Genomic DNA, 14,245 nt, shown 5'->3' with positions numbered 1-14,245 from the left:
CCATCGACTGGCTTCCAGACCGCGGCATTCGCCGGACCGTACTCGCCCTCGGAGCGGCTGGCTTGACCGTCATCGCCACCGGCGCCGTCCTCGACGTCCTGTGGCTGCTCGGCATCGGCGTCTGGGCGGTCATCGTCGCGATGGCGGTCGAGCTCTTCTACCGGCCCTAGCCAGAGCCGCGTCAGGCAAGGTTCGCCCGGTCGGCGGCGGCGCATAGGCGTCGTTCGTGGGCGTGGCGGTTTCGACAGAGGCAGGCGCGGGCCGCCCCCGATGACCGCGGCTTGGAGCGCCGTTGCGGTGACCGGTCGGATCCTCAATCCCGATGGCGGTCGGTCGGTGCCTTCAGCAGCCGGTCCAGCTCATTCCCGGCCTCGTCGTAGCCGGCGTCGGAGATGCGTTGCAGCTCGCGAAGGTCGCCCGTCGCGACCGCATGCCGGGTGAGGAGGAGCCCGGCGTGCATGGAACCCTCGTCCAGCAGCTCGCTCAGCTCTCCGAGGTCACCGGCTGCGTCGGCGAGGTCGGCCAGTCGGTCCAAAGCGGTCTCGTTGCCCGCATCGGCAAGCTCGCGCAGGGTCTCCCGATCGATGTTCGTGTTCGGGTTCTTGTTCGTGTTCGTCATGACTCCATGCTGCAACCCTGCCCCAGGGGCAGGGTCAAGTGGGAGGATGGCAGTGTGATCACCATCGGGCAGCTGGCCGGCTACGTGGGAGTGTCGATCAAGACCATCCGCGTCTATCACGACAAGGGCCTGCTCCCCGAGCCCGACCGTGACGCGTCCGGTTACCGCCGCTACGGTGCGAACGACGTCATCGACCTGATCAAGATCCGGACGCTCGCCGAAGCCGGCGTCCCCCTGGCCCGTATCCGGGACCTGAGATCGGCAACCGACGAGGAGTTTCGAGCGGCGCTGCGCGAGATCGACGCCGAACTCACCGCCCGCATCCACGGCCTGCAGGCAACGCAAGGACGCCTGCGCCAGCTCGCCGCCGGGCAGCTGGCGCCGCTGCCCACCGAGGTCGGCGCCCACCTGGAGCAGCTGGCCCGCTGGGGATTCACGCCGCGATGGGTGAACCTGCAACGCGACCTGTGGATCCTCGTGTTCGCCACCCACCCAGACCGCGCGAACACCCTGTTCCACGAGCAAGCCGAGATCCTGGCCGACCCCGCGCTACGGCAGCTCTTCCTCGAGTACGACCACGCATATGACCTCGACGCCGACGATCCCCGCATCGATGACCTCGCCCGCCGGATCGCCGAAGCGCATCGGGGACGCTACGGCCCCGACGAACTGCCCGAGTTGGATACGGCCTCCGAGATCCCCGCGCTCATCCAGGGCACGGTCAACGCCTCGTCACTGGCCTGGCAGCGACTCGACACGCTCATTCGTGCACACCTGGACATCTGACTCGACGCGTACGACGCAGGACCCCGGTGCGTGACGAGACGTTAGCGACCGATGTCACGGCTGCGGAAGTCGTCCAGCGTCTCGCGCCGCACCAGCACCCGGGCCGCGCCCTCGTGGACCGCGATGACCGGGGGGCGGCCGACCATGTTGTACCCGGAGGCCATGGAGAGCTGGTACGCGCCCGCCACCGGGACGGCGAGCAGGTCGCCGGGGTGGATGTCGCCCGGCAGGTCGACGTCGGCGGCGAGGATGTCGCCCGCCTCGCAGTGGCGGCCGACTACCGTGGCCGTACGGCATTCGGCCGTGGAGTGGCGTCCCAGGAGCCGGGGCGCGTACCGCGCCCCGTACAGGGCGGGCCGGGGGTTGTCGCTCATGCCGCCGTCGACGGCGACGAAGACCCGCTCGCCGGTGTGCTTGACGGTGAGCACCCGGTACAGGGCGACTCCCGCAGGCCCGGCGATGGCCCGGCCGGGTTCGATGACGAGCCGGGGCACGGTCAGCCCGGCGGCGGCGCAGCTCTCGATCAGTTCGGTACGGAGCTGCCGGGCGAGCAGGGTGAGGTCGAGGGCGGGTTCGCCGGGCCGGTAGGCGATGCCGTGGCCGCCGCCCATGTCCAGCTCGGGCAGGGCGGTCCCGTGCGCATCGCGGATGTGGGCCATGAGCCCCACCATGCGGCGCAGGGCCGTCAGGTAGGGCTTCACCTCGGTGATCTGGGAGCCGATGTGGCAGTGCAGGCCGGTGAGTTCGAGCTGCGGCTGGGACAGGATCTTCGCGATGGCGTGCCGCGCACCCCCGTCGGCGAGGGACAGGCCGAACTTCTGGTCGTCCGTATCGGTGCGGATCTTGTCGTGGCCGCCGGCCGAGACGCCCGGCACCACACGCACCATGACGCTCTGGTGGCCGTGGGGGCCGACGGCGGCCGCGATCCGGGCGATCTCGGACGGACTGTCGATGACGATCCGCCCCACCCCGAGCCGTAGCGCGGTCGCGATGTCCCGGGGCGACTTGGCATTGCCGTGCAGCACGATGCGTTCGGGCGGGAATCCCGCGGTCACGGCGAGTTCCAGCTCCCCGGCGGAGCAGACGTCCAGGCCCAGGCCCTCCTCCTGCATCCAGCGCACCATGGCGCGGGAGAGGAACGCCTTGGCCGCGTACAGGACTTCGGCGTCGGGGAAGGCCTCCCGGTAGGTACGGCAGCGTCCGCGCACCTCGCCCTCGTCCAGGACGTAGGCCGGGGTGTCGAACCGCTCGGCGATCTCGGTCAGCGACACCCCGCCGACGGCCAGGCCGCCGTGCGGGAGCAGGGTGGTGGAGGCGGGCCACGGGGACAGGTCGTCGGCGCCGGTCAGGATCTCCGGGAGGGCGGAGATGGTCATGGTGCGATCCCCTTCAGGCGGTCCGGGCAGTGGTGTCGGGGGTCTGCGGAACGGGAGCGGTGTCCCGCGCCGTGACGGGGCCGGTGGCCGCCGTCGGAGTGACCGGGGGAGCGGTGAGGGTGGGATCGACGGTCAGCAGGGAGGCTCCGAGCGGTTCGGCCAGCGCGCGGAGCGCGGTCTCGGAGAGCCGGATCCAGGGCTGCCCGGCGCCCAGGGTGGCCACGAGCCGCTCCGCGGTGGTGAAGCCGACGGCGGTACGGGCGCCCAGCGGGGTGCGGAACAGGCGCACCACCACCTGCGCGGATCCCGGCCGGGCCGGTACGTACAGGGGCCCGGCCGGGACACGTTCTTCAGGCTCAGGGTCGTCCTCGTACTGGAACAAACACATGGGGCCCTCCAAGGGGGAACCACGAGCGGCAGTGGAGGCCCCGGATGCGGGGAGGCGGTCCGGGGCGCGACACCGAAGCTATCCCCGCATGCGTCCACCTGTGGTCACCCCCTGACAGGACCTTGACGGCGACCGGCCGAGTCCATACGGATCACTGACGGGCGCCGCCGGGCGCCGTCAGAAACCCGTCATGGTTTCCGGATCCCGCGTAGGAAGGGCATCAGAAACCACCGCGAACCCCGCGCTGTGGGCTTCTCATGTACTCCCTCGGACGGAGAAACGAGGGAAGACGCTGTGCGAAGAGTCGTGGTCGGCGTAAGTGGAACCCTGGGCAATCGGGCCGTGCTGCACCGGGGCGCCGCCGAAGCCCGGGTGCACGATGCGGAACTGTGGACGGTCATGGCCTGGCAGGCTCCCGGCGGCGAACTGGGAAGCCGCAGCGCCTGCAACGTTTCGTCACTGGCCGCCTGCCGTGCCGCCGCCGTCGAGCGGCTGCGCGAGGTCCTGGACGAGGCCTTCGGCAAGAAGGGGCCCGGTGTGACCCTCGCGGGCCTGACCGTACGGGCGACTCCTGGTGCCGCCCTCGTGGACACCGCCCGCGCCGGCGACGACCTCCTCGTGGTGGGCAGCGGATCACGTTCCCCGCTGCGCCGACTCGTCCGGCCCTCGGTGGCCCGCTACTGCCTGGCGCACGCCGCCTGCCCGGTGCTGATCGTCCCGCCGTCCCCACTGGAAGCCGAGCTGGACGCCGTGCACCGCCGCAACCTGTGGCACCTGCCTCTGGACACGAGGGAGCTGGCCTCGTGAAGCCTCCGCCGGGCGCCTGGAACGGCGAATGGGCCGCCGACGCCAGGGCGGCGGCCGGGATCGCGCTCGGATTTCCGCTCCTGCTTGTGGGCGTAGATACGGCGGCAGGATCAATCAGTGGCACGAGGGCCCTGCTGTGGACCGGTCTCGGTCTCGTACTCTTCGCGGTCCTGTGGCCCGCCAAGGTTTCAGCAGTCCCCGGTCTGCTGACCACCCGGGGACTGGTCCGCCGCCACCACGTCCACACCGACAGGCTCGCCTCGGTGAACTGGCACGACGGGATCGCTCAGCGGTTGCTCCTCGAAGACACCGACGGCAACCGGGCCGAGGTCGACCCCCGCGTCTTCGCTGCCAACCCACCCCTGTGGCACCTCCTGGACCGGGACATCCGCACCAGTCTGAGCCACGGCACCATGCGCGACGGCCAACAGGCCCTCCGCCGGCTCTCACGCACTATCGACCGCGAGGCATCCCGCACCGTCTTCAAGGTCTCCGGCCTGGGATAGCCGCCGGCGCGCAGTGCACGGCCTCGACTCGGTGGGCCTGTTCGACTTCGCACTGGAGAAGACCTCTGAGGGATCGACGCTGCACGAGGTAGCGGCGAGGGTGCCCCTCTATGAAACCGGCGAGGCCATCGGCCGATACCTGATCCTGCCCGGCCCCCTCGCTCTTGGGTGGCCACGTGCGCCGAGCGATCGGCTCGGCGCAGGCCTCTTCCGCGCCGGTTGTCAGCGCAGGTCGAGCCGCATCAAGACCCGGGGGTGACCGGCCAGCACCGAGGTGGTGTCGGCGGCGTGGGTGAAGCCGGCGCGTTCGAAGTTCTTCCGGATCCCGGCGTACGCCATGGTCAGGTCGACCTTGGCGTCCCCGTTGTCGAGGGGGTATGCCTCGATCGCCGGTGCGCCGTGGGATCGGGCGAATTCGACGGCGCCGGCGATGAGGGCGTGCGAGATGCCCCGCTTGCGATGGCCGGGGCGGACGCGGATGCACCACAGTGACCAGACCGGCAGGTCGTCGACGTACGGGATCTTCCGGCTGCTCGCGAAGGAGGTGTCCGAGCGCGGTGCCACGGCGGCCCAGCCGACCGGCTCGTCGCCGTCGTAGGCGAGCACTCCCGGAGGGGGATCGTTACGGCACAGTTCGGCGACGTACTCACCGCGGGCCGGTCCGCGGAGCTCGTTGTTGAGCTTGGACGGGATCCGGTAGCTCAGGCACCAGCAGACGTTGGCCCCGGGCGACTTCGGACCGACCAGGGTACGGACATCCGCGAAGACGGAGGCCGGGCGAACTGCGATGGTCATGGCGCCACGATGTCACGACGAACCTGGTGACACCGCTCAACCCCAGCGGCACAGCACTCCCACATCGGGACTACTTGATGGACCTTGGCCGGATCCCAGCCTTCTCCGATCCGCCAGACCGTCTACCGGACGAACTTTAGGCGGCCTTCGGGATGTCCGTGTGGCGGCTCGGCGTGCGATGGGCGCCGAGCAGGTCGACGATGCGGTTGCATTCCGCCCGGGCTGGACCATCGGTGAACCACCCCGGTAGGGCTGAGGCAGCAACATGGTCGAGGGCGGCGCCAGCGGTCGACTCCCGTAGGGACCAGTGAGAACCCTCCGCTTCTTGTGGCGACCAGGGCCGGGGAGCGGGCGCCCCGCTCGGCCTCGAACTCGGCGAACCTGGCCTCGGCCGCGTCCGCGGTCGCGGCGATGGAGTCGGGCAGGCCCTTCAGTCCGTCGCAGCAGGCGATCAGGACATCCTGGACCCCGCGATTCTTCAGTTCCGCGAGCCGGGCCATCCAGGTCTTGGCGCCCTTACCACTCGTGCCGACGCACATCCCGAGGATGTCGCGTTCGCCTTCGAGATTGATCCCGACCGCGATGTAGACGGGCCGGTTGGCGACCCGCCGCCGCGGATCTTCAGGACGGTGGTGTCGATCATGACGACGGCGTGGACGCGGTCCAGCGGCCTCTGGCGCCAGGCGTCCAGCTCGGCGCTGACCTTGTCGGTGGCCTTGGAGATCGTCTCGCGGGAGACGCCGACGTCGTAGATCTCCGCGAGGTGGGCCTGGATCTCGCCGGTGGTCAGGCCCTTGGCGTAGAGGGACAGGATCGCCTCGTCGAAGCCTTCCACGCGCCGCTGGTGCTTGGGCACGATCGGCGGGCTGAAGGTGCCGGCCCCGTCGCCCTTCTCGTAGCCGAGGTGGTCGGCCATCTCGCTCTCGAGGGCGCCTTCCAGGACCAGCTTCACCAGCCCCTTGAGCAGCCCGTTCTCCCCGACCGGGTTCACACCTTCCGCGCGGGCCCGCTCCACGAGTTGTGCGGCCGCCGGCCCGAGCTGGGCCAAGGGTTCCTCGACGTCGCGGATGCTGCGGCCACCCACCGGGGCGCCGCAGCCGACGTACCCCGGACCGGCCGCGGGGTGCTTGAAGCGTCTGAGGGCGAAAGTACGGGGTAGTCGCCGAAAGACGGCACCACCCAAGGAGGACGAGGTGACGGCCCACGAGAATTCCCGGCGTCACCCGCGCACCACCCCGTCCGAGGCCGAGGGGGAGAGCGGTGACCGCGAGGCCCGCCGGCAGGCCGACGAAGGCGTCGTCCGGCGTCCCGACGGGGGCGACGGGGGCGACGGAGGCGACGGCGAAGCGGATGCGGGCGGACACGAGGCCAAGCGGCAGCGCCCGGGCATCGGCCGCGAGGAGCAGGATCGCCCGCATGGCGCGAAGCCGTCAGCCGGCCGGACCCGATGAACCGGAACCAATGAAGCGGAGTGATCGAGGATGCGCACCACAGCGGCACGGGTGATGGGCGTGGCCACCCTCGGGTACGGCGTGGCGGTCGCCTGCCGACCCAAGGTGCTGGCCCGCCCCTGCGGCCTGGCAGAACAGGGCTCCTCCGCACTGCTGATCCGCGCCCTCGGCGTCCGCGACGCCGTCATCGGCGCGGCCATGGTCGCGGTCCCCGCAGGCAGCGCGCTGCGCACGGCCGTACTGTGCCGGGTCGCCGTCGATGCGGGGGACGCGCTGCTCTTCGGCACGTTCCTGCCCCACCGCACCGAGCGTGCCAAGGCGGCCTCGGCCGCGCTGGCCTGGGCGGCCCTGTGCGGCTGGACCCTGACCGGCGGCGGAGGTCCGGCGGCGCCGCTCGTACAGGACGCGGCCAACGTCGCCGTACGGGCCGCCCAGTCCGCCACGCGCGCCGAACTCTGACACGGGCGAATGAGGCACCGGCCGCGTCTGAACCTGTGAGGATGCGATCGTCATGGACCGCGCCGCTCTCTTCGATGTCGACGGCACCCTGACCGACACCAACCACCTCCACATCACCTCCTGGTGGGAAGCTCTGCGCCAGGCCGGGCACCACGTGCCCATGCACGCCGTCCACCGGGCGATCGGCCTGCCCGGTGAAGACCTCCTCGACCATCTCCTGGGCGAGGACCGGGACCACTCCGGCGACGCCCGGCTGAGCGCCGGCCACGACACCCTGTACGCCACGTACTTCGACCGGCTCCCCGCCTTCGAATCGGCCGCGGAGCTGCTCGGCGCCCTGTCGAAGGCAGGGTGGAAGGTCCTGCTCGTCACCTCGGCGACGGACCGGGAACTCAAGGCTCTGCGGCAGGCCATCGGTGCGGAGGACGCCATTACCGACACCGCGACATCCGATGACGTCGAGCAGGGCAAGCCCGCGCCGGACCCTGTGCGGCAGGCCCTCGAACTGGCGGAGGTGCCGTCCGGGCGTGCGGTGTACGTCGGTGACTCCGTCTGGGACATGAAGGCGGCCTGCCGGGCTGGGGTGGCCGCCGTCGGCCTGCTGTGCGGTGGAATTCCCGGTGCCGACCTCGAGGAGGCCGGTGCGGTTGCCGTCTACCGTGACCCGGCTGATCTCCTGGCCTGCCTCGGTGACAGCCCGTTCTCCTGGGTACCTGCCTGAAGCCTTTCCCCTGGACGTCCGGTCGGGCTGACGCTGGTGGACCTGAGCCCCCGCTGCTGGTCATGTAGCCCTCCCGCCGGGCAGCGTCGTACGGTCACCCTGGTCTACGGGTGGTCGGCAGGTTCCGAAGGCCCCAGGCTCAGAGCTCGGCGGTCAGCCGCACCCGCTGCTCGTGGCTGACCGGGAGTGCATGCGGGGCACAGACCGCGGAAGGTGACTTCGGCCTCGGACACGGTGAAGCCGAACCGCTCCTCCGCCGGAAGTCCGGCCAAGGGATCGCCGGTCGGGTGGACGTCGCGCATGATGCCGCAGCCGGAGCACACCAAGTGATGGTGCGGATGGTGTGCGTTGGGGTCGTAGCGCCTCGCGCGACCGTGGGCGGAGACCTCCACCACCTCGCCGAGCGAGACCAGTTCGGCCAGGGTGTTGTAGACGGTGGCCCGGGCGATCTCGGGCAGCCGCTGTGCCGCGCGGGCGTGCACCTCGTCGGCCGTGAGGTGTACATGCTCGCCGTCGAGGGCTTCGGCGACGACGCGCCGCTGGGAGGTCATGCGCCAGCCGCGCCCTCTCAGCCGTTCCAGCAGATCGCTCATTGCGGTTCGCCTCTCCAATGCGTGTCGGGACGGTCGTCAATTCCACTTCCGATTCTCATATCAGCGGGGGAGATCGTGATGATCGGAAGATGTCACCCTTGGATTTCGAGTACTTGTTACGTAGTGGTGTCCTGCGTGTTCTCGTAGCGGTGCGGTCTGCGGTGCGCGACCATACGGACGCCGATACGCGCTCGATTATCGACCTCGTCCGTGAGGATATGTTCTCGTCGGCGGTGTGGGTCGCCGTGTTCGACTCGCAAAGCGGACAGCGTCAAGAGCAGGCAGCGCGGCCGGCAGAGGAAAACACCAAGACAGGAAGAAGGGCTGACGTGTCCGGCAGCGAAAGCGAGAACCCGGTAATCCCCTCCCCGACCCCCGCGCCGACTCGCCCCAGGACGAACCGGGACTGGTGGCCGAATCAGCTGGACCTTCAGGTTCTCCACCAGCATTCGCCCGCGTCCAATCCGATGGGTGAGGACTTCGACTACTCGGCAGAGTTCGCGTCCTTGGACGTCGACGCGCTGAAGCAGGACGTCTTCGAGGTGATGACCGCCTCGCAGGAGTGGTGGCCCGCCGACTACGGCCACTACGGGCCGCTCTTCATCCGGATGAGCTGGCACGCCGCGGGCACGTACCGCATCGCCGACGGCCGCGGCGGCGGTGGCTCCGGCGCGCAGCGCTTCGCGCCCCTCAACAGCTGGCCGGACAACGCGAGCCTCGACAAGGCCCGCCGTTTGCTCTGGCCGGTGAAGCAGAAGTACGGCCGGCAGATCTCCTGGGCCGACCTGCTGGTATTTGCCGGCAACTGCGCCATCGAATCCATGGGGTTGAAGACGTTCGGGTTCGGGTTCGGTCGGGAGGACATCTGGGAGCCCGAGGAGATCTTCTGGGGACCGGAGGACACCTGGCTCGGAGATGAGCGCTACAGCGGCGAGAGGGAACTCGCCGGCCCCTTCGGCGCGGTGCAGATGGGACTGATCTACGTCAATCCCGAGGGCCCCAACGGCAATCCGGATCCGCTCGCCGCCGCCCGGGACATTCGCGAGACCTTCGCGCGCATGGCGATGAACGACGAGGAGACGGCCGCGCTGATCATCGGCGGCCACACCTTCGGCAAGTGCCACGGCGCGGTCGGCCCCGAGTACATCGGTCCGGAGCCCGAGGGCTGCCCCATCGAGCAGCAGGCCCTCGGGTGGAGGAATTCGTACGGCAGCGGGTCGGGCGTCGACTCGCTCACCAGCGGGCTCGAGGGCGCGTGGACCTCCGAGCCGACGAAGTGGGACAACGGATACCTGGACAACCTGTTCCGGTACGACTGGGAGCTGACGACCAGCCCCGCCGGCGCGCAGCAGTGGACCCCGACGGACCCGGCGGCCCAAGGCACCGTGCCCGACGCCCACGATTCGTCGAAGCGGCACGCGCCCATGATGCTGACGACGGACCTGTCGATGAAGTTGGATCCGGTCTACGGGCCGATCTCGAAAGGCTTCCACGAGAACCCGGACAGGCTCGCGGACGCGTTCGCCAAGGCCTGGTACAAGCTGCTGCACCGCGACATGGGGCCCCTCTCGCGCTACCTCGGGCCGTGGGTCCCCGCGCCGCAGCTGTGGCAGGACCCCGTTCCCGCGGTCGATCACGCACTGATCGGGGACGCGGAGATCGCCGACCTCAAGGTCCGGATCCTCGCGACGGGGCTCTCCGTCCCCCAACTCGTCACCACCGCCTGGGCGTCGGCGGCGAGCTTCCGCGGCACCGACATGCGCGGCGGGGCCAACGGGGCACGGATCCGGCTAGCGCCACAGAAGGACTGGGAGGTCAACGACCTGCCCGAGGTGGCCGAGGTGCTCCAGGCCCTCGAGCGGATCCAGCAGGACTTCAATGCTTCCCAGGCCGCAGGCGGGGCGAAGGTCTCGCTCGCCGACCTGATCGTGCTGGGCGGGTGCGCGGCCGTCGAACGGGCCGCGAAGAACGCCGGGCACGCCATTGCGGTCCCGTTCGCACCGGGGCGCACGGACGCTGCGCAGGAGCAGACCGATGTCGAGTCCTTCGCCGTGCTCGAACCCAGGGCGGACGGGTTCCGCAACTACCTCCGGTCCGGAGAGAAGCTCTCGCCGGAGACCCTCCTGCTGGACCGTGCCAGCCTGTTGACCCTGACCGCACCCGAGATGACGGTGCTGACCGGTGGCATGCGGGCCCTGAACACCGGCTTCGGTGGGTCCCCGCACGGGGTCTTCACCGACCGGCCGGAGACGCTGACCAACGACTTCTTCGTCAACCTGCTCGACATGGGTACCGAGTGGAAGGCCTCGGCCTCTGCCGAGAACGTCTTCGAAGGCCGGGACGTCGCGACGGGCGAAGTCAAGTGGACGGCCACAGCCGTCGACCTCGTCTTCGGTTCGCACTCCCAGCTCCGGGCCATCGCGGAGGTCTACGCCGCGAAGGACGCGGGAGAGAAGCTCGTGCGTGACTTCGTGGCGGCGTGGGACAAGGTGATGAACCTCGACCGGTTCGACCTCGCCTGACCCCGAAGTGCCGGCCGGCCGCTCACCGGCCGGCCAGGACGCCCCGGTATCGGTGGGCCGCCCCGATAGGAGTCCTCGCCGTGATCGGGGGCGAGGATCTCCTCGGTCGATCCGGGATGGTTCTGCTGCTGGTCGCCGAAACGGGAGGGCAGGGGTAGCGGGTAACAGGATCGGATGCGCGGGGTTCTGGGCGTGACGACACGCGGTTCCTCCGATCCCGGTGGTGCGCGGTGGATCAACTCGCCGGGTAAGCAGCTGCCTTGAGGCAGCGTGCGAGGTGGGCGGTGTTGGCGGCGAGGGTGGCCGTCGTGGCGGCGGTCTTTTCGGGGGTCTTGTCGAGGTCTTGGTAGTCGGTGCCCTGCATGGCTTCGCCGACCCAGTAGGTGACCGAGTTGGGGGCGAGGGAGAACCCGACGTCGTTCAGACCCTGGAAGAGGTCGGCACTGACCTTGTGGGCGCCGTCCTCGTTGCCGACCACGCAGACCGCGGCGGCTTTGCCGTAGGTGAGCATGCGGCCTTCGTCGTCCGTCTCGGAGATCTCCGCGTCAAGGCGTTCCAGCACGCGCTGGGCGATGCTCGAGGCATGGCCCAGCCAGATCGGCGTGGACAGGATCAGGATGTCGCAGCCCAGGATCGTGTCGCGGATCTCCGGCCAGGCGTCTCCGTCACCCATGTCGGTCTTCACGCCGGGCTTCACGTCGTGGTCGGCGATCCGGATGGTCTTGCCCGTGACTCCGTGATCGGCGAGGGCGGCCATGGTCTGCTCGGCCAGCAGCTGTGAGCTGGACGGGGCGGGAGAGGGAGAAAGGGTGCAGGCGAGGGCGACGGCACGCAGCGGGGTGGTTCCAGTGGTGTCCATGGTCCCCGGCTACCCGTGTATCTGACTTTGATGTGGCCGATCCCGGGCGTCCCCTTTTCGGCCTCTGCCGTGGTCAGTCGCTCGTCGCTCCAGCCGCTTGACAGCGACCGGTGGTATCGCTGGTACCGGATGGAATCGGATATTGGGGGATGGTCACCGCAGAGGTGTATGAGACGGAAAGCCGGGCAAGCGGGGGGTAGGCCGGAACGCGAGTTCCGCTGTCAATGCAGTAGGGGAAGGGGTGCGGTAAGGGATTCTCCTTCCTTTCGTCCCCATTAACCGGAGGAGTTGCTTTTCGCATGACTGAGAATTTTTGGGGTTACCGCGAGACCGCCGGCCGTCTGGGTGGGTCGGATCTGACGGGGTACAAGGTCGAGGCGAGCGACGGCTCTATCGGCAAGGTCGACAAGCACTCGGATGAAGTCGGATCCTCGTACATCGTGGTCGACACCGGTCCGTGGATCTTCGGCAAGGAAGTCCTGCTGCCCGCGGGCACGATCAGCCGGATCGACGCGAACGACGAGAAGGTCTATGTCGACCGGACGAAGGAGCAGATCAAGAATGCTCCCGAGTTCGACAAGGACAAGCACCTCGGTGATGCGGACTACCACCGCCAGGTCGGCGGCTACTACGACGGCCCGCACCGCCTCTGACACGCGCGGGCACCAAGCAGCCCTGGGCGGGGACGACAGCGACAAGCTGTCGTCCCCGCCCTGCTGCTGCAGCCTCTTTGGCGACCGGATGGAAGATGCTTTCCTCGATCTTCCGCTGCTCCACGTACGCGTGTCGTCGGCGGCGTGCTCGAACAGCTTGAACAGCTTGAACAGCTTCTCGACCGTCTCGTGGTCTTCCTTGGACAGCACGATCCCGTCCACCAGATTCTTCTCGGCCTCGGCCTCGGCCTCGGCCTCGGCCTCGGCCTCGGCCGACCGGGCAGCGGGAGAGTCACGGACGGCAACCGCTCAGCCGCAGGCCCCGCACGCCTGAGTGCGGGACGCTGAGAGGGTCACCGTGCTGCGGAAGGAGGGAAGTCCAGCTCGCTCTGTGCTTCTCGGGCGCGGTGCGCCAGCCGGCGGGCAGCGTGCACACTGCGTCGCGCCAGGCAGAGCTCGCCCGCGGAGACGTGGCAGGTCGGGCAAGGCTCGGAGAATGCGCCGTGCCGGAAACGGCGGTGCGTCTCGTAGGCGGCGTCCAGCATCGCGTCGAGCGCCGAATTCGGGAGACCGACGGCTATAGGGGCGGCTGCGCGCACCGACCGGCAGGGGGTGGCCAGGACTCGGGTGGTGGTCATCAAGGCATCTCCTCGTGCAATGGGGGCGTACGCAAGCCCTCCAACTCAAGTCGAAAGGAGGCGTAATTGTTGTCCTCGTATACCCGCGCTACCGCAGCTCAGACGTGAGGCCATGTCAGTTTGTGGTCCGCAACCTCGTAGGCGCGGGAAGTCCCGGGTGTCCCGAAGCCACGGCCGCGCCGGCCCTGGGGAGCCGTCTGTGCACTCCTCATCCGTGGAAACCCGGTTCTCGGCGTGTCCTTGCTGACATGAGTGGGGCGGCGCTGGACAGGCGGGTGACATGGCACGCACATCGAAGTCAGGCCCAGGTGAGGACGACAAGCGAACTCGCCGACCGGGCCGCAGCACTCACCTATTACGGGGTCCTGGCGCTCTTCCCTGCCCTGCTGGTGCTGGTGTCACTGCTGGGCCTCGCCGGGGAGTCGGCGACGAAACAGGTTCTGGACAACCTGCAGGAACTCGCTCCTAGCTCGGCGCGGGACGTGGTCAGCGACGCCGTGGAGCAGCTCCAGGGCCACTGCGCCTGGCCGCCTCGGCCGGCTTCGCGTTCTACGTCGCGGACTTCGCCTCGTACAACAGCCCGCACGGCCGACCCCTGTGCCCCTCGGCCGCCGGTCGAAGGTAGGCCTCCGCGAGCAGCAGGAGGACTCGGGGGTCGAACTCGATGGAACGCGTGGCGGCGAACGTCCGCTGAACCGTGACCGGGTTTGGGGTATGGCCATCGTGAGGCCGCCCCCTCGGCCTGTCCTTGACATGAGTACGTACGTGAGATGAGCCGGTCCCCGCAAGAGGGGTCGGGGGTGTCCTGTCGCCCCGGCCCTCGACGCACCGGAGCTGTGTCCCAACTCGCTGAATCTAAAAGGTCGATCAAGGAAACAGGAGATGTATGGAAAGTAGGGGAAATGTGAACGGGGTTTGAACGAACGAGAGTTGATGAAGGGTTTCCAGCCCGCATGCTGGCTGCTTAGACTCCGCTCAAATCAGAGGCAACCGCCGGGGGAAGGGATCCCGCATGTCCCGCACTGCCGCACCATCTCTGCGATCGAAGAACCTGATGGAGGGTGAGGTCCGG

Annotated in this window: 15 protein-coding genes and 3 pseudogenes; 10 read left to right on the top strand and 8 right to left on the bottom strand. The window is 69.2% G+C overall.

What is annotated here, in order from left to right:
- Positions 1 to 313: 313 nt before the first annotated feature.
- Positions 314 to 619, bottom strand: a complete 306-nt coding sequence (locus ACE1OC_RS03920; protein WP_407835817.1) for a hypothetical protein — start codon at positions 617 to 619, stop codon at positions 314 to 316.
- 54 nt (positions 620 to 673) lie between these two features.
- On the opposite strand from ACE1OC_RS03920, the gene ACE1OC_RS03915 reads away from it, so the two are divergent.
- The gene (locus ACE1OC_RS03915; protein WP_407835816.1) at positions 674 to 1,405 is read left to right on the top strand and encodes a MerR family transcriptional regulator; all 732 of its coding nucleotides are present in this window, start codon (positions 674 to 676) and stop codon (positions 1,403 to 1,405) included.
- 41 nt (positions 1,406 to 1,446) lie between these two features.
- On the opposite strand, the gene lysA is transcribed toward ACE1OC_RS03915, so the two are convergent.
- Positions 1,447 to 2,781: a diaminopimelate decarboxylase gene (gene lysA, locus ACE1OC_RS03910; RefSeq protein ID WP_407835815.1), complete on the bottom strand. Its 1,335-nt coding sequence runs from the start codon at positions 2,779 to 2,781 to the stop codon at positions 1,447 to 1,449.
- A gap of 13 nt (positions 2,782 to 2,794) precedes the next feature.
- Complete coding sequence (locus ACE1OC_RS03905) at positions 2,795 to 3,169, bottom strand: SAV_915 family protein (protein ID WP_407835746.1); 375 nt, start codon at positions 3,167 to 3,169, stop codon at positions 2,795 to 2,797.
- 294 nt (positions 3,170 to 3,463) lie between these two features.
- Here ACE1OC_RS03905 and ACE1OC_RS03900 point away from each other — a divergent pair, with 294 nt between their 5' ends.
- Positions 3,464 to 3,976, top strand: a complete 513-nt coding sequence (locus tag ACE1OC_RS03900; RefSeq protein ID WP_407835814.1) for a universal stress protein — start codon at positions 3,464 to 3,466, stop codon at positions 3,974 to 3,976.
- Positions 3,973 to 4,482, top strand: a complete 510-nt coding sequence (locus ACE1OC_RS03895; protein WP_407835813.1) for a hypothetical protein — start codon at positions 3,973 to 3,975, stop codon at positions 4,480 to 4,482. Before ACE1OC_RS03900 ends, ACE1OC_RS03895 begins: the two co-directional genes overlap by 4 nt.
- 222 nt (positions 4,483 to 4,704) lie before the next feature.
- Here the strand turns inward: ACE1OC_RS03895 and ACE1OC_RS03890 are convergent, their stop codons facing one another.
- Both ACE1OC_RS03890 and ACE1OC_RS03885 read right to left on the bottom strand, forming a co-directional pair.
- Positions 4,705 to 5,277: a GNAT family N-acetyltransferase gene (locus ACE1OC_RS03890; RefSeq protein ID WP_407835812.1), complete on the bottom strand. Its 573-nt coding sequence runs from the start codon at positions 5,275 to 5,277 to the stop codon at positions 4,705 to 4,707.
- Positions 5,278 to 5,603: 326 nt separating this feature from the next.
- Positions 5,604 to 6,325: pseudogene (locus tag ACE1OC_RS03885) on the bottom strand (IS256 family transposase); the annotation flags it as partial.
- Between the two features lie 145 nt (positions 6,326 to 6,470).
- On the opposite strand from ACE1OC_RS03885, the gene ACE1OC_RS03880 reads away from it, so the two are divergent.
- From ACE1OC_RS03880 to ACE1OC_RS03870, 3 genes are read left to right on the top strand one after another with little or no spacing between them, the layout of a single operon-like run.
- Positions 6,471 to 6,728 carry a hypothetical protein gene (locus ACE1OC_RS03880; protein WP_407835811.1) on the top strand — a complete coding sequence of 86 codons (258 nt, stop codon included), beginning with the start codon at positions 6,471 to 6,473 and terminating at the stop codon, positions 6,726 to 6,728.
- A gap of 30 nt (positions 6,729 to 6,758) precedes the next feature.
- Complete coding sequence (locus tag ACE1OC_RS03875; RefSeq protein ID WP_407835810.1) at positions 6,759 to 7,187, top strand: hypothetical protein; 429 nt, start codon at positions 6,759 to 6,761, stop codon at positions 7,185 to 7,187.
- Between the two features lie 52 nt (positions 7,188 to 7,239).
- Entirely contained in the window at positions 7,240 to 7,908 is a 669-nt protein-coding gene (locus ACE1OC_RS03870; protein ID WP_407835809.1) for an HAD family hydrolase, read from the top strand.
- A gap of 188 nt (positions 7,909 to 8,096) precedes the next feature.
- Here the strand turns inward: ACE1OC_RS03870 and ACE1OC_RS03865 are convergent.
- Positions 8,097 to 8,501 (bottom strand): annotated as a pseudogene (locus tag ACE1OC_RS03865) (Fur family transcriptional regulator); the annotation flags it as partial.
- A gap of 329 nt (positions 8,502 to 8,830) precedes the next feature.
- On the opposite strand from ACE1OC_RS03865, the gene katG reads away from it, so the two are divergent.
- Positions 8,831 to 11,023, top strand: coding sequence for a catalase/peroxidase HPI (gene katG / locus ACE1OC_RS03860; protein WP_407835808.1), 2,193 nt, complete (start codon positions 8,831 to 8,833; stop codon positions 11,021 to 11,023).
- A gap of 235 nt (positions 11,024 to 11,258) precedes the next feature.
- On the opposite strand, the gene ACE1OC_RS03855 is transcribed toward katG, so the two are convergent.
- A complete protein-coding gene (locus ACE1OC_RS03855) occupies positions 11,259 to 11,882 on the bottom strand; it encodes a flavodoxin family protein (protein WP_407835807.1) in 624 nt (207 codons plus the stop codon).
- A 299-nt stretch (positions 11,883 to 12,181) separates the two neighbouring features.
- On the opposite strand from ACE1OC_RS03855, the gene ACE1OC_RS03850 reads away from it, so the two are divergent.
- Positions 12,182 to 12,535, top strand: coding sequence for a PRC-barrel domain-containing protein (locus ACE1OC_RS03850; protein ID WP_407835806.1), 354 nt, complete (start codon positions 12,182 to 12,184; stop codon positions 12,533 to 12,535).
- 144 nt (positions 12,536 to 12,679) lie between these two features.
- Positions 12,680 to 12,883, top strand: coding sequence for a hypothetical protein (locus ACE1OC_RS03845; protein ID WP_407835805.1), 204 nt, complete (start codon positions 12,680 to 12,682; stop codon positions 12,881 to 12,883).
- A gap of 5 nt (positions 12,884 to 12,888) precedes the next feature.
- Here ACE1OC_RS03845 and ACE1OC_RS03840 read toward each other — a convergent pair whose 3' ends face one another.
- A complete protein-coding gene (locus tag ACE1OC_RS03840) occupies positions 12,889 to 13,173 on the bottom strand; it encodes a hypothetical protein (protein ID WP_407835804.1) in 285 nt (94 codons plus the stop codon).
- Between the two features lie 248 nt (positions 13,174 to 13,421).
- On the opposite strand from ACE1OC_RS03840, the pseudogene ACE1OC_RS03835 reads away from it, so the two are divergent.
- Positions 13,422 to 13,688: pseudogene (locus ACE1OC_RS03835) on the top strand (YhjD/YihY/BrkB family envelope integrity protein); the annotation flags it as partial.
- Between the last annotated feature and the right edge of the window lie 557 nt (positions 13,689 to 14,245).

The sequence above is a fragment of the Streptomyces stoeckheimensis genome, assembly GCF_045822005.1.
Taxonomy (GTDB): domain Bacteria; phylum Actinomycetota; class Actinomycetes; order Streptomycetales; family Streptomycetaceae; genus Streptomyces; species Streptomyces stoeckheimensis.
This window is presented reverse-complemented; position numbering and strand designations above follow the sequence as displayed.